We start from the raw sequence: 15,264 nt of genomic DNA on the forward strand, positions 1-15,264 counted from the left end.
CCTTGCGGCGCGCTTCCCGTGGGCATAGAGTCCACAGGAGCATACCGACCAGTCGGTCTAAGGAGAATGTGATGACTTCCCGGTTCGGCGGCCGAACCGCCATCGTCACCGGTGCCAGCCGCGGCATCGGCCTGGCCATCGCACGGCGCCTCGTCGACGACGGCGCCCGCGTGTGCATCACCGCGCGCAAGCCCGAGCCCCTCCAGGAGGCCGTCGAGTCCCTGGGCGGCCCCGAGCACGCCATCGGCGTCGCGGGCCGCGCCGACGACCCCGAGCACCAGGACGCGGCCATCGCCGCCACCCTGGAGGCCTTCGGCGGCGTCGACATGTTCGTCAACAACACCGGCATCAACCCGGTGTACGGCCGCATGGTCGACCTCGACCTCGACGCCGCCCGCAAGATCTTCGAGGTCAACGCCCTCTCCGCGATCTCCTGGGTGCAGAAGGCGTACAAGGCGTGGATGGCCGAGCACGGCGGCGCCATCGTCAACGTCTCCTCCATCGCCGGGCTCAAGCCCGCCCCGGGGATCGGCTTCTACGGCGCCACCAAGGCCATGCTCATCCACATCACCGAGGAGCTCGCCGTGGAGCTGGCCCCCGCGGTGCGGGTGAACGGCGTGGCCCCGGCCGTCGTCAAGACCAGGTTCGCCGCCGCCCTCTACGAGGGCCGCGAGGAGAAGGTCGCCGCCCAGTACCCCATGGACCGCCTGGGCGACCCCGGGGACGTCGCGGCCGCCGTGGCCTTCCTGCTCTCCGACGACGCGTCCTGGGTCACCGGACGCACCCTCGTCCTGGACGGCGGCCTCACCCTGACCGGAGGCGTGTGATGGACCTCAACGGGATCGGCGCCGTCGTCACCGGCGCCGGGAACGGCATCGGCGCCGCCCTGGCCCGCCGGCTGGCCTCCGCCGGCGCGCGGGTCGTCGTCAACGACCTCGACGCGAACGCCGCCTCCGCCGTGGCCGCCGAGATCGGCGGGGTGGCCGTCCCCGGCGACGCCGCCGGCGAGGCCGGGGTCACCTCCCTGATCGCCGAGGCCGCGGCCCACCTGGGCGGCATCGACCTGTACGTCGCCAACGCCGGTGTGGGCGTCGGCGGCGGCCCCGAGGCCCCCGAGGCGGACTGGGACCTGGCCTGGCAGGTCAACGTGATGGCGCACGTGCGCGCCGCACGCGAGCTGCTGCCCGGATGGCTGGAGCGCGGCCGCGGGCACTTCATCGGCACCGTGTCGGCGGCCGGCCTGCTCACCATGCTGGGCAGCGCCCCGTACTCGGTGACCAAGCACGCCGCCCTCTCCTTCGGCGAGTGGATGTCGGCGACCTACGGGGACCGCGGCGTCACCGTCCAGTGCGTGTGCCCGCTGGGCGTGCGCACCGACCTGCTGGAGGGGAGCGGGCCGCAGGGCAAGGCGATCCTGGCCGGGGACGCGATCACCCCCGAAGAGGTCGCCGACGCCGTCCTGGAGGGGATGGCCGACGGCCGCTTCCTGATCCTGCCCCACCCGCAGGTCGCCGACTACTACGCGGGCCGCGCCGCCGACCCCGACCGCTGGCTGGCGGGGATGCGGCGGCTGCAGGCCAAGGTGTTCGACAACGAGGGAACGCATGACTGAGGAACTGCCCGGGCTCGACCTGCCGAGGCTGCGCGCGCACCTGGACCTGGCCGCGCCCGGGCTGGTCGGCGGGCCGCTGACGGGACGGGTGATCACGGGCGGCAAGTCCAACCTCACCTACCTGGTCACCGACGGCGCCGGTTCCTGGGTGGTGCGCCGCCCCCCGCTGGGCCACGTGCTCGCCACCGCGCACGACATGGCACGCGAGTACCGGGTGATGACGGCGCTGCGCGACACCGCCGTCCCGGTGCCGCGCACCCACCTGCTGTGCGAGGACACCGGGGTGCTGGGCGCCCCGTTCTACGTCATGGAGCACGTGGCGGGGACCCCGATGCGCACCCGCGACCAGATCGCCCCGCTGGGCCCCGAGGGGACCCGCGCGGTCGCCGAGGCGCTCATCACCACGCTGGGCGACCTGCACGCGGTGGACCCCGCAGAGGTCGGCCTGGGCGACTTCGGCCGCCCCGAGGGGTTCCTGGAGCGGCAGGTGCGGCGCTGGCGCAAGCAGCTGGACGCCTCCCGCAGCCGCGACATCCCCGGCATCGACGAGCTGCACGAGAAGCTGGCCCGGACGCTGCCCGAGCAGTCGGCCCCCGCGATCGTGCACGGCGACTACCGGCTCGACAACGTGCTGGTCACCGGGGAGGGCGGCATCTCCGCCGTCCTGGACTGGGAGATGGCCACCCTGGGCGACCCGCTGGTCGACCTGGGCCTGATGCTCGTCTACCAGGAGCGCCCCGTGGACGCGGGGGTGCCGCAGGCGACCTCGGCGGAGGGCTACCCCTCGGCCGAGGAGCTGGTGGCGCTGTACGCGCGCTCCACCGGCCGGGACGTGTCCCGGCTGGGCTGGTACGTGGCCTTCGGCTGCTTCAAGCTCGCGGTGATCGCCGAGGGCATCCACTTCCGCCACACGCAGGGACTGACCGTGGGCGCCGGCTTCGACCGTATCGGCGAGGTGGTCGCCCCCCTGGTGGCCGCCGCCCACTCCATGCTCAAGGAGGACTGAACGATGGACTTCGCCTTCGACGGGGAGACCGAGGAGCTGCGCGAACGGCTGCTCGCCTTCATGGACGAGCACGTGTACCCGGCCGAGCCGCTGCTGAGTGAGCAGCTGGCCGCGCGGGAGGACCCCTGGTCCACCGCACCGGTGGTGCGCGTGCTCCAGGAGAAGGCCCGCGAACGCGGCCTGTGGAACCTCTTCCTGGCCGGGCACCCCGAGCACGGCGGGCTGAGCAACCTCGCCTACGCGCCGCTGGCCGAGATCACCGGGCGCAGCCCCCGGCTGGGCCCGATCGCGCTCAACTGCGCCGCCCCCGACACCGGGAACATGGAGGTGCTGACCATGTTCGGCACCCCCGAGCAGAAGAAGCGGTGGCTGGAACCGCTGCTCAACGCCGAGATCCGCTCGGCGTTCGCGATGACCGAGCCCGCGGTGGCCTCCTCCGACGCCACCAACATCGGCACGAGCATCGTCCGCGACGGCGACGAGTACGTCATCAACGGGCGCAAGTGGTTCATCACCGGCGCGCTCAACCCCGAGTGCGCGGTCTTCATCGTCATGGGCAAGACCGACCCGGACGCCGAGCGGCACCGCCAGCAGAGCATGGTCCTGGTCCCCCGCGACACCCCCGGGCTGACGGTCGTGCGCGGCATGACGGTGTACGGCTACACCGACGGCGACCACGGCGGGCACGCCGAGGTGGTCTTCGAGGACGTGCGGGTGCCGGCGGAGAACCTCATCGGCGGCGAGGGCGAGGGCTTCGCGATCGCCCAGGCCCGCCTGGGGCCGGGCCGCATCCACCACTGCATGCGGCTGATCGGCATGGCCGAGCGGGCCCTGGAGCTGACCTGCCGCCGGGTGCTGGAGCGCACCGCGTTCGGGCGCCCGCTGGCCGTCCAGGGCGTGGTGCGCGAGTGGATCGCCGAGTCGCGGGTGGAGATCGAGCAGCTGCGGCTGCTGGTGCTCAAGACGGCCTGGCTGATGGACACGGTGGGCAACAAGGGCGCGCACACCGAGATCCAGGCGATCAAGATCGCCACCCCGCGCACGGTGGAGCGGATCCTGGACCGGGCCGTCCAGGCGCACGGCGCCGCCGGGGTGAGCCAGGACCTGCCGCTGGCCGGGTGGCTGGCCGGGGCGCGCTCGCTGCGGCTCGCGGACGGGCCCGACGAGGTGCACCTGCGCTCGCTGGGCCGCGCCGAGCTGCGCAAGTACGCCTGACCGCCGCGTCCGGCCGCGGAACACCGCCAGGGGCCGGGGGGATCCCCCCCGGCCCCGGCCCGTATCCGGGCTACTTCTCCGGGCGCAGCCCCGCGACGAGCAGGTCGGCGAAGTGGCGGCCCACGTCCTCGCCGGTGAGCGCGCCGCCCGGGTGGTACCAGGTGCTCAGGTGGTGGACCGAGCCGAAGTAGTAGTTGACCACCAGGTCGGCGGAGACGTCGGCGCGGAAGACGCCCTCCTCCTGGCCCTCCCGGACCATGTCGCGGAAGATCTCGTGGTAGCGGCGGCGCTCGCTGCGCACCTCCCGCTGCTTCTCCTCGCTGAGCTGGTGCATGGAGCGGAAGAAGATGACGGTGTCGTCGAGGTTGGCGATGCTGGTGACGATGACGTCGGCCGCGGCCGCGTGCACACGCTCGGCGACCGGGGCGTCGAGCCGGGAGATGCGGACCAGGTGCTCGGTCTGCATGCGCAGCACCCGGGCGTAGACCTCGTAGAGCAGGTCGTCCTTGGAGCCGAAGTAGTGGTACATGGCGCCCTTGGTGACCCCGGCGGAGACCACGATCTCCTGGACGGAGGTGCCCTCGTAGCCGCGTTCGGCGAACAGCCGGGTCGCGGCCTCCAGCAGGCGCTCGGGCACCGATCCGCGTCCGGTCCCCGCCTCGGCCGTGCGCCGCGCCATCGCCATGTCCCGTCCCATCCCGCCGCCGCCGTCGGCGGCGGCGCACCCGTTCGTACGTCCGGTCCAGCATACCGACCGGCTGGTATCAGCGCACGTGCACCGGAGGCCGCCCGGATCACTCCGCGCGCACGTCGACCGCCCGCCCGTCGGGGTCGGTGAACGTGTACCGGCCCGGCGCCAGGGCGGGGTCGGTGCGGTGCGCCGGGACCGCGAACCCCAGGCGCAGCGCGCCGGTGGCGCGCTCCCCCGTGGCCGGGTACAGCTCCAGCACCAGGCCGCCCGCCAGGACCGCCGCGTGGTGCTCGGGGCCGGAGCCGTGGCGCTCGCGGACGAAGCGCAGGCCCAGCCCCTGGTAGAAGGCCCGGCACTCGTCCGGCCGCGGGCTGTACAGGACGATCAGGGTCCCCCGGCTCTCGGCGCCCTCCAGGACGGCGCGGGCCCGCGCGTACCTGGTGCGCAGCCGCTCCGCCTGCTCGGCGGGCAGGGCCGCCAGCCGGGCCTCGTCGGAGTTGTGCGCGTTGTCGGCCAGCTTGACCAGGCGGCCCAGCGGGTCGGCGGCGGCGCGGGCGATGAGCTCGTCGTAGGTCTCGCCGGGGCGGCGGCTGACCGCGAGCACGGCGCGCACGACCTCCTCGGGGCAGCCGCGGGCGCGCAGGTCGTCGGCGGTGAGGTCGGTGTCCTCCAGCACGTCGTGCAGGACCCCGGCCACCTGGGCGCGCTCGCCGTGGGCGGCCAGCAGGTCGCGGACCGCGTAGACGTGCTCCACATAGGGGCGGCCGGCCTTGTCGACCTGTCCGGCGTGCGCACGGGCGGCCAGCTCCGAGGCCTGCTCCAGGGTGAGGGCCATGGTGTCGCCTCCGCTGGGTGGGACGGGGGTGGGGTGACACCAGGGTAGGCGGCGCGGCGGGCTCAGCGGTCCAGGAAGTTCGCGGCGTACTCCTCGCCGGGCGGGACCTCGGTGATGACGTCCACGAGGATCCCGCCGGGGTCGGCCACGATGAAGTGCCGCTGCCCGAACTCCTCGGTGCGGATCGCCAGTTCGGGGCGCAGGCCGCCGCGCACCACCAGGCGCTCCCACTCGGCGTCGACGTCGGCCACCTCGAAGTTCAGCAGGATCCCGCGGGCGGGCTCCCGGAAGCCCTCGGGGACGGTGGGGTGGGCGGGGTCCAGCAGGGCCAGCTCGACCTCGGGCGGGCCGGGCCGGCGCAGGCTGACGTACCAGTCGGCGGCGAAGGTCTCCTCGAAGCCGAACCAGGTGACGTAGAAGTCGCGGGACTCGGGGAGGCGGGCGGTGCCCAGGACCGGATAGAAGGAGTTCAGCTTCATGGCACTTCCTTTCACATACCAGCGGTATGCGAAATAGACTATTCGCGTACCGTCGGTATGTCAAAGATCGGAGGACCGCACCATGCCCGAGGCCACCGGGGTCCGCGCACGGCAGCGCGAACAGACCCGCCGCACCCTGCTCCGCGAGGGCCGCCGCCTGTTCGCCGAACACGGCTACGCCGAGGTCGGCCTCAACGGGGTCGTGGCCGCGGCGAAGGTGACCAAGGGCGCGCTCTACCACCACTTCGACGGCAAGGCCGCGCTGTTCCGGGCGGTGCTGGAGGGGGTCCAGGAGGAGGTCGCCGCCGCCGTCGCCACCGCCGCCGACGCCGAGCCCGACCCCTGGGACCGGCTCACCGCCGGGTGCCGGGCCTTCCTCGCCGCCGCGACCGCGCCCGACGTCCGCCGGATCATGCTGGTCGACGGCCCGGCCGTGCTGGGCTGGAGCGCCTGGCGGGAGATGGACGAGGCCAACTCGGCCCGCCACCTCACCGAGGCGCTGACCGAGTTGGTGGCGGCGGGGGTCCTGCCGCCCCGCCCGGTGGAGCCCGCGGCGCACCTGCTCTCCGGGGCGATGAACGAGGCCGCGCTGTGGCTGGCCGACCGCAGCGGCCCGGACGACCTGGACGCGGTGTGGGCGGCGCTGGAGCCCATGCTGGAGTCGCTGCGCGCGGGCCGCGGCCCGGGACCGCGGCCCGGACGGTGACCGATAGGGTCGTGCCCATGCCGGAAGAGCGGGAGAACCAGGCGGAGCAGGGGTTCCGGGACGATTTCGTCCAACGCTTCGCGGACCACTGGAACGCCCAGGGCGGACCCCGCTCGGAGGGGCGCATCCTGGGCTACCTGCTGGTCGCCGACGACGAGGCGGTCAGCGCCGAGCAGATCGCCGAGGGGGCCGGGGTGAGCCGCGGCTCGGTGTCGGAGGCGGTGCGCCGGCTGCGCAAGGCCGGGTTCGTGGACCTGGTCGAGACGCCCGGCGAGCGGACCCGCCGCGTCACCGTGGACGAGGACGTCTGGGGCGGGTTCCTGCGCAACGAGCGCGCCTACCTCCAGCGGCAGAAGGCGCTGGCGGCCGACGCCCTGGAGCGGCTGCCGGGGCTCAGGCCCCACGCCCGCGCCCGGCTGCGGAACATGCACGACTACATGACCTGGCTCGACGACCACCACGACGCGCTCCTCGCCCAGTGGGAGGAGTACAAGGCCGCCCGGGAGGGGTAGTCCGGGCGGCCCGGACGGGTGGTCAGGACCGCTCGTGCGGGATCACCAGCGGGGTCCGGGTGCGCGGGTCGGGCACCACGTCGCAGGACAGCCCGAACACCTCCCGCACCCGGTCGGCCGTGATGACCTCGTCGGGCGGGCCGTCGGCGACCACGCTCCCCCGGTCCATGAGCACCAGGCGGGTGGCGAACCGCGCCGCCTGGGCCAGGTCGTGCAGCACCGCGACCACGGTGCGGCCGCGCCGGTGCAGGTCGGCGAACAGCTCCAACAGGTCGTACTGGTGGGCGATGTCCAGGTAGGTGGTCGGCTCGTCCAGCAGCAGCACCCCGGTGTCCTGGGCCAGGACCATCGCCACCCACGCCCGCTGGCGCTGGCCGCCCGAGAGCGAGCCCACCCGGGTGTCGGCGAGGTCGGAGAGCCCGGTCAGCTCCAGGGCGCGTTCCACCGCCTCGTCGTCGGCCGGGCTCCACTGCCGCAGCAGCGTGTGGTGCGGGAACCGGCCGCGGGCGGCCAGCCCGCGCACCGTGATGCCCTCGGGCGCGGTGGGGCTCTGCGGCAGCATCGCCATCCGGCGGGCGACCGCCTTGGCGCGCTGGGAGCGGATGTCGGTGCCGTGCAGCAGCACCCGGCCCGAGACCGGCCTGTTGATCCGCCCCAGGGCCTTGAGCAGGGTGGACTTGCCGCACCCGTTGGGGCCGACGATCACCGTGAACTCGCCGTCGGCGATGCTCAGGTCCAGGCCGCGCACGACCGGCTCGGCCCCGTACCCCAGGGTGAGGTCCTCGGCGGACAGTACCGGGCTCATAGGACTCCCTTTCGCCATTCGCGGATGAGCAGGTGGCCCAGGTAGACGCCGCCCAGGGCCATGGTGAAGAGGCCGACCGGCAGGCCGTCGCCGACGGGCGACTGCTGGACGCCCAGGTCCGCGGCGGCCAGCAGGAGGGCGCCGGTGGCCGCGGACAGGACCAGGTGGGGCCCGGCCGCCCCGGTGAGGCGGCGGGCGATCTGCGGCGCGGTCAGCGCCACGAACGCGATCGGCCCGGCCACCGCCACGGCGGCCGCCGACAGCACCACCGACAAGCCGATGGCCAGGGTGCGGGTGCGGGCCGCGGAGGCGCCCAGGGCGTCGGAGAGCTCGTCGCCCATCTCGTTGACGGCCACGGGGCCGGCCAGGTACACCAGCAGCGGCGCCGCGAGCAGGAGCGCTCCCCAGATGGTCGCGGCGTGGCCCCAGTCGCGGGCGCCCAGGCTGCCGTTGACGTAGGCCGACAGCACGTTCGCCTGGTCCCGGGCCATGACCGACACCACGAAGTGGGTGAAGGCCTGGGCCATGGCGGCCACGCCGATCCCGGCGACGATGAGCCGCCCGGGGTGGCGCAGCCCGGTCCCGGTGCTCAGCGCCACGAGGGCCATCGCCAGGACCGCCCCGGCCAGCGCGCCCAGCGGGATCGGGACGGTTCCGGGCAGCAGCAGGGCGGCGCAGGCCGCCCCCGCCCCCGCGCCCGCGCCGAGCCCGATGACGTCGGGGCTGCCCAGCGGGTTGCGGGTGACCGACTGGAAGAGCGCGCCGGACAGGCCCAGTGCGGCGCCGGTGCCCAGGGCGACCGTCAGCCGGGGGCCGCGCAGGCGCTCGAACACGAACGCCTCGGCGCCCTCTCCCCCGCCGGCGACCACGGTGGGGATCCGGGTCAGCGGGATGCCGAGCCGCCCCAGGGAGAGCGTGGCGGCCGCGACGGCGAGCACCGCGAGCACCAGCAGCACCCCCCACAGCAGGGAGCGGGGGTGGACGGGCAGGGCCACGGCCCGGCCCAGGCGCAGCACCGGGTCGCGGCGGGTGGCGGCCGGGGCCTGCGGGGCGGGTCCGGTGAGGGTTCGGTTCATGAGGTCGTCCGCATCTTCCGGACCGCGTACAGCAGCACGGGCGCGCCGACGAACGCGGTGACCACACCGACCATGAGCTCGATGGGCCGCACCACGGTGCGGCCCGCCACGTCGGCGAGCAGCAGCAGGACCGGGCCGACCAGGAGCGCGAAGGGCACCTGGAGCCGGAAGTCGACGCCGACCAGGGCCCGCACCACGTGCGGGACGGCCAGGCCGACGAACGCGATGGGCCCGGCCGCGGCGGTGGCCCCGGCGGCGAGCAGCACGCCCGCCACGAGCCCGGCCGAGCGGGTCCAGGCCGTGTTGGCCCCGGTGGCGGTGGCCGCCTCCTCGCCCAGGGCCAGGGCGTTGAGGCCGCCCATGGTGAGCACGGCGAGCAGCACCCCGGCGCCGACGACCGGGAGCACCGCGACGATCACGTCGAAGCCGCGCCCGGCCAGGGAGCCCACCACCCAGTAGCGGTAGCTGTCGAAGGTGTCGGGCATGCTCAGCGCGATCGCCTGGACGTAGGCCATGAGCACGGCGGAGACCACGGCTCCGGCCAGGACCAGGCGGACCAGGCCCGCGTCGCCGCCGCGGCTGCCGACGGCGTAGGCGGCCAGGCCCGCCGCCAGCGCTCCGGGCAGCGCCCACCACACGGTGCCGGTGACCGAGGTCGGCCCGAACAGCGCGGTGGCGGTGACCACGGCGGCGGCCGCACCGGCGTTGACGCCGAGCAGCCCGGGGTCGGCCAGGGGGTTGCGGGTGACGCCCTGCATGAGGGTGCCCGCCAGGGCCAGGGCCGCGCCGACCAGGACGCCCAGGACGGTCCGGGGGACGCGGCTGTGCACCACTGTGGTGATGTAGGGGTCGGCATCACCGGTGAGCACCCGCCACACGTCGGGGAGCGGTGTGGGCTTGCCGCCCGCGACGAGGCTGAGCAGGATCGCCCCGGCCAGCGCGGCGACGCCCGCGCCGAGCATGAGCACGGCGCGGGCGGGGCCGGTCCGGGGCGGCGTCGTGCGTGTTCTCACAATCGCCTTACCGGTGCGTGTCAGCCGTCGAGGTTCGCGGCGGCCTCTTCGATGAGGGGCACGTAGCGCTCCAGCGTCCAGGGGACGGTGAGCGGGTTGATGATGGAGGAGGCCGTGACGAAGGGCTGGTCCTCGGGGGCGACGACGGAGCCGCGCTCGACGGCGGGGATCGCCTGGTAGAGCTCCTGGGCCTCGATCTCCTCGCGGTTCTCGGGGCTGCTGTAGAAGGTGAAGACCAGGTCGCTGTCGGCGAGCTTGTCGGCGTTCTCCAGGCCGATGACGGCGGAGTCGGTGCCCTCGGTCTCGGGGAAGGTCTCGACGACCGGGTCGACCTGCAGGCCCAGGCCGCGGACCATGGCGACGCGCTGCTCGTCGGGCAGGAAGACGCCGAGGGTGCCGGGGCCGGTGTTGTACACGTAGGAGAAGGTCAGGTCCGCGAACTCCGGGTTGGCGGCGGCGGCCTCCTCGAACTGCGTCTCGATGCCCTCGATGAGCTCGCCGGCCTCCTCGGGCTTGCCCAGGGCCTGCCCGATGATCTCGATCTGCTGGTCCCAGTCGGTGCTCCAGGGCAGGTCGGGGTAGGCGACCGTGGGGGCGATGTCGGTGAGGACGTCGTACTGCTCCTGGGTGACACCGGACCAGGGGGCGAGGATGACGTCGGGCTCCAGCTCGATGATGGCCTCGAAGTCGATGTCGTCGGCCCCGGCGAACTGGGTGGGCGGCTCGGCTCCGGCCTCGGTCACGGCCTCGTGGATCCAGGGGAGGTAGCCGGTCTCGTCGCTGCCCCACTCGTAGCTCTCGATGCCGACGGGGACGGTGCCCAGGGCGATGGCGGTCTCCGCGGAGCCCTGGCCCAGGGTGACGACCCGCTCGGGCTGGGCGGGGATCTCGGCGGTGCCCAGGGCGCTCTCGATGCTGACGGGGAAGGCGCCGTCGGCCGATTCCGCGGCGGGGGCCTCCTCCTCGGCGGCGGGGGTCCCGCAGGCGGCGAGGCCCAGGGTCAGCAGGGCCGCGATTCCGATGCCGCCGGCGCGGCGCAGGGTGGAGTCCATGTGCACAGGTGCTTTCTCGGTGAGGATCGGCCGCGCTTTGGGCAGGCGACCGCTGCGCACGGGTCGGGAGACCCGGGGGAGGCGCAAAGGGGCGAAGCGGGATGATCCCGGCAAACGAAGGTTAGTCTAACCTCACCTGGTCCGCATTTCAAAAAAGTTGAAATCACCCGGCGGGCGGCCACCGCAGGTCACCGGCGCGCACACCGGGTTCAGCGCGACAGCAGCACGCGCGACTCCCAGGGCCGCAGCGGCGCGAACACCCCCTCCGCCGCCGGGTGGGTGCCCAGCAGGAGCTCCGGACCGGGGCCCGCGACGGCCGGGTCGGCGTCCACCGCCACCGTGTCGGCACTCCAGTTGGCGAGCACCGTCAGCACCGTGCCGTCCAGCGTCCGGGTGTAGGCGTACAGGGCCGGGTGCTCGGGCAGCAGCGGGGTGTAGGACCCGTGGACGACCACCGGGTGCTCCTTGCGCAGCGCGATGAGCCGCCGGTAGTGGTGGAACACCGAGTCGGGGTCGGCCAGCGCCGCCTCGGCGTTGACCTCCGTGTGGTCGGGGTTGACCGCGATCCACGGGGTGCCGGTGGTGAACCCGGCGTTCGGCGAGGCGTCCCACTGCATCGGGGTGCGCGCGTTGTCCCGGCTCATCCGGGCGATCCCCGCCATCACCCGCGACTCGTCGGCCCCCGCGGCCATCGCGTGGAGGTAGTGGTTGTGGGTCTCCACGTCGCGGTACTCGGAGATGTCGGAGAAGCCGGCGTTGGCCATCCCCAGCTCCTCGCCCTGGTAGACGTACGGGGTCCCCTTCATCATGTGGAGCGTGGTGGCCAGGGTCTTGGCCGAGGCCGTCCGGTGCTCGCCGTCGTCGCCGAACCGGGACACCGCCCGGGGCTGGTCGTGGTTGTTCAGGTAGAGGCTGTTCCACCCCCGGTCGGCCAGCCCGAGCTGCCAGCGGTCCAGGGAGTCCTTGAGGCGGCGCAGGTCCAGCGGCACCCGGTCGAACTTGCCGCCGGGCCCGTGGTCGAGGTCCACGTGCTCGAACTGGAACACCATGGACACCTCCCCGTCCACCGGGTCGGTGTGCGCCCGGGCCTGCTCCACGCTCACCCCGGGCATCTCCCCCACCGTGAGCACGTCCCGCCCGGCGAAGGCGGCGTCGCGCAGCTCGCCGAGGAACTCGCGCAGCCGCGGCCCGTTGATGGAGTACTCCGCGAACAGGCCGTACCCGCCCCCGGGGGGCACGGGGCCGTCGGGCAGCCCGGGGACCTTGGACACGAAGTTGACGACGTCCATCCGGAACCCGTCGGCGCCCCGGTCCAGCCACCAGCGGGCGATGTCGTGCACCTGCTCGCGGACCTTGGGGTTCTCCCAGTTCAGGTCGGGCTGGTTGCGGGTGAACAGGTGCAGGAAGTACTCGCCGGTGGCGTCGTCGCGGGTCCAGGCCGGGCCGGAGAAGACGGAGCCCCAGTTGTTGGGCGGGCCGTCGCCGCGGCCCGGGCGCCAGAAGTAGAAGTCGCGGTAGGGGGAGTCCCGCGACGCCCGGGAGTCGGCGAACCAGGGGTGCTCGTCGCTGGTGTGGTTGACGACCAGGTCCATGATGAGCCGCATGCCGCGCTCGTGCAGGCCGTCGCGCAGCCGGTCCCAGTCGGCCAGGGTCCCGAACCGGGGGTGGATGCCGAGGTAGTCGCTGATGTCGTAGCCGTTGTCGGCCAGGGGCGAGGGGTACACCGGCGACAGCCACACCACGTCCACGCCGAGGGTGTGCAGGTAGTCGAGCCGGTCGATGACGCCGGGCAGGTCGCCCAGGCCGTCGCCGTCCGCGTCCTGGAAGCTGCTCGGGTAGATCTGGTACACGACGGCGGACTTCCACCAGGGGTCGGCGGGGGTCTGGGGCATCGGCGTCTCCGGGTTCGCAGGGGTCCTCGCCCCTGCTTCCTGCCCCGCCCCGCCCCCGGCCGAACCCCCGCCCGGCCCGGTAGGGTGGCAGCGCCCGCGGACCGGGCGTACCGCGGTGGAGCGAGCGCGAGGGGTGGCACATGTGTCTGCACGGAACCGGTGAGACCGTCCGGGCCAGGACGGCCGGGGAAGCCGCCGCCACCGCCTCCGCGGGGGGACGGCCCCCGGCGGAGCCCCCCGCGTGGCCGCGGGGGTACCGGCACGTCGCCGACCTCAGCCACGTGATCACCCCGTCCCTGCCGGGGTGGGACGACGAGAAGCCGCGCCGGGAGACGGTCTCCGGGCCCGCCCCCGACGGCGAGTTCGGGTTCTACGTGCAGCGGTGGACGCTGGGCGAGCACACCGGCACCCACCTGGACGCGCCCGGCCACGTGATCGGCGGGGGCAGGATGGTGCCGGACATCCGCCCCGAGGAACTGGTGGCGCCCGCCGCGGTGATCGACATCTCCGCCCGGGCCGCCGAGGACCCCGACACCTCCGTGACGGTGGACGACGTGCTGGCGTTCGAGCGCGCGCACGGGGAGATCCCGCGCGGTGCAGCGGTGCTCATGCACTCGGGGTGGAGCGCCCGCTGGGAGCGGGGCGACGCCGCGGTGCGCGGTACGGACGGGGACGGGTCGTGGCACTTCCCCGGGTTCTCGGCGGAGGCCTGCGACTTCCTGATCTCCCGGCGGGGCATCGTCGGCACCGGGGTGGACACGCTCAGCACCGACCCGGCCGTGTCCGCGGGGTTCGAGGCCCACGAGGTGGTGGGCCGGGCCGACCGGTGGGGCCTGGAGGCGCTGCGGGGCCTGGACCGGCTGCCGCCCGCGGGCGCCCTGCTCACCGTCGGCGTGCTGCCGGGCGCGGACGCCTCCGGCGGGCCCAGCCGGGTCCTGGCCCTGTGGTGAGCGGGTGGCTCACGCCTGAGGGGTCCGGTCCGCTCCGGGCCCGTCGGGGGTCCACTCCAGCAGCACGATGGTGGCGTCGTCGGTGAAGCTGCCGCGCTGGTGGTCGTGGATGGCGTGGATGAGCCGCCGCAGCGTCTCGGGGGCGGGCTCCTCGGCGGAGGTGGCGCGGATGATGAAGTCGGCGAACCGTTCCAGGCCGAACATGCGGCCCTGCCCGTCGTGGGCCTCGGTCACCCCGTCGGTGTAGAGCAGGATCTGGTCCCCGGGTTCGAGCCGGAGCTCGTGGACGGTGCGCGCGGTGCCCGCGCCGATCTCGACCAGCCCCAGGGGGAGCTCGGAGTCGCGTTCCAGGGCGCCCGGGGCCAGCCGCCCCTTGCGGATGAGCAGCGGGGCGGGGTGGGCGCAGTTGACCCACGAGAACAGGCCGTTGCCCAGGTTCAGGGTGGCGAAGACGCCCGTGCAGAAGCGTTCGGGCAGCCAGGCGGTGAGCGCCTCCTCCACCTCGGCGGTGAGCTCCCTCAGCCCCGCGCCGTTGCGGCGGGCGCTGCGGGCGCCGGCCATGGCCACGGACGCGGTCAGGCCGGAGGCGAGGTCGTGGCCCATCGCGTCGAGGATGGCCACGTGCAGGACGTCCTTGGTGATGGAGTGGTCGAAGGCGTCGCCGCCCAGCTCGTAGGCGGGTTCCAGGACGGCGGTGGAGATGCCGCGGGCGGTGCCCAGGGTGCGGGGCGGCAGGAAGGCGCGCAGCATCTCGGTGCGCAGGTGCACCGGGCGGGTGCGGGTGTGGCGGGCGTAGGTGTCGCTGTAGGCGCGTTTGGACGTGATGACCAGGCCCAGCAGGGAGGCCAGGGTCTGGCAGCGGCGCAGGGTGGGCTCGTCCAGGAAGGAGGCGCACACGCACAGGACGCCCATGCGGTCGACGCCGTCGCGCAGCGGCAGCCACAGCTCCAGCCGGCCACCGGCCTCGATCAGGCGCAGGGTCTCGGAGCGGTAGGCGCTGCCCGCGGTGGTGCCGTCCACGGCGAGGGGCTCGCCCTCGGTGAGCGGGACCAGCAGGCGCTGCTGGATGTCGACCACGTAGACGATGATCCGGTCCAGGCCGATGGCCGCGGCGTAGGACTCGACCGCCTCCAGGACCTCCAGCGGCCCCCGGTCGTGCACCGACCGGACCAGCTCGTCGAACAGGTACTCGCCCTCCGGGTCCGTCAGAGCCATGCGCACCACCCCCTTGCGCCATCTCACACCACGAACGCGGCGAAGGGGCGGTGGCGGGCCTGCGTGTCCCCGGACCGGGGCGCGGGGCGAGGCGTCAGGCGGACTTCTTGCGGTGCTCGGGCTCGATCTGCGCCCGCGGCACGATCGTCGGATTCACGTTGTCGATCACCGTCTCCCGCGAAATGATCACCCGACCCACATCCTC

The 15,264-nt window shown here is 74.0% G+C and carries 16 protein-coding genes; 7 read left to right on the forward strand and 9 right to left on the reverse strand.

What is annotated here, in order from left to right; translation table 11 throughout:
• Positions 1–71 precede the first annotated feature (71 nt).
• Genes ABZ249_RS22800 through ABZ249_RS22815 form a run of 4 tightly spaced genes read left to right on the forward strand, consistent with a single transcriptional unit; the run spans position 72 to position 3,833 of the window.
• Entirely contained in the window at positions 72–827 is a 756-nt protein-coding gene (locus tag ABZ249_RS22800) for an SDR family oxidoreductase (protein WP_355266312.1), read from the forward strand.
• Positions 827–1,612, forward strand: a complete 786-nt coding sequence (locus tag ABZ249_RS22805) for an SDR family oxidoreductase (protein WP_220560138.1) — start codon at positions 827–829, stop codon at positions 1,610–1,612. Before ABZ249_RS22800 ends, ABZ249_RS22805 begins: the two co-directional genes overlap by 1 nt.
• Positions 1,605–2,618 carry a phosphotransferase family protein gene (locus ABZ249_RS22810; RefSeq protein ID WP_355266313.1) on the forward strand — a complete coding sequence of 338 codons (1,014 nt, stop codon included), beginning with the start codon at positions 1,605–1,607 and terminating at the stop codon, positions 2,616–2,618. Before ABZ249_RS22805 ends, ABZ249_RS22810 begins: the two co-directional genes overlap by 8 nt.
• 3 nt (positions 2,619–2,621) lie before the next feature.
• Positions 2,622–3,833 carry an acyl-CoA dehydrogenase family protein gene (locus ABZ249_RS22815; RefSeq protein ID WP_355266315.1) on the forward strand — a complete coding sequence of 404 codons (1,212 nt, stop codon included), beginning with the start codon at positions 2,622–2,624 and terminating at the stop codon, positions 3,831–3,833.
• Positions 3,834–3,903: 70 nt separating this feature from the next.
• On the opposite strand, the gene ABZ249_RS22820 is transcribed toward ABZ249_RS22815, so the two are convergent.
• The 3 genes from ABZ249_RS22820 to ABZ249_RS22830 form a co-directional block, all read right to left on the reverse strand.
• The gene (locus ABZ249_RS22820) at positions 3,904–4,518 is read right to left on the reverse strand and encodes a TetR/AcrR family transcriptional regulator (protein ID WP_355266318.1); all 615 of its coding nucleotides are present in this window, start codon (positions 4,516–4,518) and stop codon (positions 3,904–3,906) included.
• A 109-nt stretch (positions 4,519–4,627) separates the two neighbouring features.
• Positions 4,628–5,359, reverse strand: a complete 732-nt coding sequence (locus ABZ249_RS22825) for an HD domain-containing protein (protein WP_355266321.1) — start codon at positions 5,357–5,359, stop codon at positions 4,628–4,630.
• Positions 5,360–5,421: 62 nt separating this feature from the next.
• Positions 5,422–5,838 carry a VOC family protein gene (locus tag ABZ249_RS22830; RefSeq protein WP_220560132.1) on the reverse strand — a complete coding sequence of 139 codons (417 nt, stop codon included), beginning with the start codon at positions 5,836–5,838 and terminating at the stop codon, positions 5,422–5,424.
• An 82-nt stretch (positions 5,839–5,920) separates the two neighbouring features.
• Here ABZ249_RS22830 and ABZ249_RS22835 point away from each other — a divergent pair, with 82 nt between their 5' ends.
• Together ABZ249_RS22835 and ABZ249_RS22840 are read left to right on the forward strand one after the other, a co-directional pair.
• On the forward strand, positions 5,921–6,544 hold the full coding sequence (locus ABZ249_RS22835) for a TetR/AcrR family transcriptional regulator (protein ID WP_355266324.1): 624 nt from the start codon (positions 5,921–5,923) through the stop codon (positions 6,542–6,544).
• Between the two features lie 17 nt (positions 6,545–6,561).
• A complete protein-coding gene (locus ABZ249_RS22840) occupies positions 6,562–7,056 on the forward strand; it encodes a MarR family transcriptional regulator (RefSeq protein ID WP_220560130.1) in 495 nt (164 codons plus the stop codon).
• Between the two features lie 22 nt (positions 7,057–7,078).
• Here the strand turns inward: ABZ249_RS22840 and ABZ249_RS22845 are convergent, their stop codons facing one another.
• The 5 genes from ABZ249_RS22845 to ABZ249_RS22865 form a co-directional block, all read right to left on the reverse strand.
• Positions 7,079–7,861 carry an ABC transporter ATP-binding protein gene (locus tag ABZ249_RS22845; RefSeq protein ID WP_355266327.1) on the reverse strand — a complete coding sequence of 261 codons (783 nt, stop codon included), beginning with the start codon at positions 7,859–7,861 and terminating at the stop codon, positions 7,079–7,081.
• Complete coding sequence (locus tag ABZ249_RS22850) at positions 7,858–8,937, reverse strand: iron chelate uptake ABC transporter family permease subunit (RefSeq protein ID WP_355266330.1); 1,080 nt, start codon at positions 8,935–8,937, stop codon at positions 7,858–7,860. Before ABZ249_RS22850 ends, ABZ249_RS22845 begins: the two co-directional genes overlap by 4 nt.
• A complete protein-coding gene (locus ABZ249_RS22855; protein WP_355266359.1) occupies positions 8,934–9,899 on the reverse strand; it encodes an iron chelate uptake ABC transporter family permease subunit in 966 nt (321 codons plus the stop codon). Before ABZ249_RS22855 ends, ABZ249_RS22850 begins: the two co-directional genes overlap by 4 nt.
• A 71-nt stretch (positions 9,900–9,970) precedes the next feature.
• Positions 9,971–11,002 (reverse strand): iron-siderophore ABC transporter substrate-binding protein, encoded by a 1,032-nt coding sequence (locus ABZ249_RS22860; RefSeq protein WP_355266362.1) that lies wholly within the window; start codon positions 11,000–11,002, stop codon positions 9,971–9,973.
• A 209-nt stretch (positions 11,003–11,211) separates the two neighbouring features.
• Positions 11,212–12,894, reverse strand: a complete 1,683-nt coding sequence (locus ABZ249_RS22865; RefSeq protein WP_355266333.1) for an alpha-glucosidase — start codon at positions 12,892–12,894, stop codon at positions 11,212–11,214.
• A 140-nt stretch (positions 12,895–13,034) separates the two neighbouring features.
• Here ABZ249_RS22865 and ABZ249_RS22870 point away from each other — a divergent pair, with 140 nt between their 5' ends.
• Positions 13,035–13,844, forward strand: coding sequence for a cyclase family protein (locus tag ABZ249_RS22870; protein WP_355266336.1), 810 nt, complete (start codon positions 13,035–13,037; stop codon positions 13,842–13,844).
• Between the two features lie 9 nt (positions 13,845–13,853).
• Here the strand turns inward: ABZ249_RS22870 and ABZ249_RS22875 are convergent, their stop codons facing one another.
• Complete coding sequence (locus ABZ249_RS22875; protein ID WP_355266339.1) at positions 13,854–15,059, reverse strand: PP2C family protein-serine/threonine phosphatase; 1,206 nt, start codon at positions 15,057–15,059, stop codon at positions 13,854–13,856.
• Positions 15,060–15,264: the final 205 nt, after the last annotated feature.

It is taken from the genome of Nocardiopsis sp. NPDC006139, from assembly GCF_040614155.1.
Lineage (GTDB): Bacteria > Actinomycetota > Actinomycetes > Streptosporangiales > Streptosporangiaceae > Nocardiopsis > Nocardiopsis changdeensis.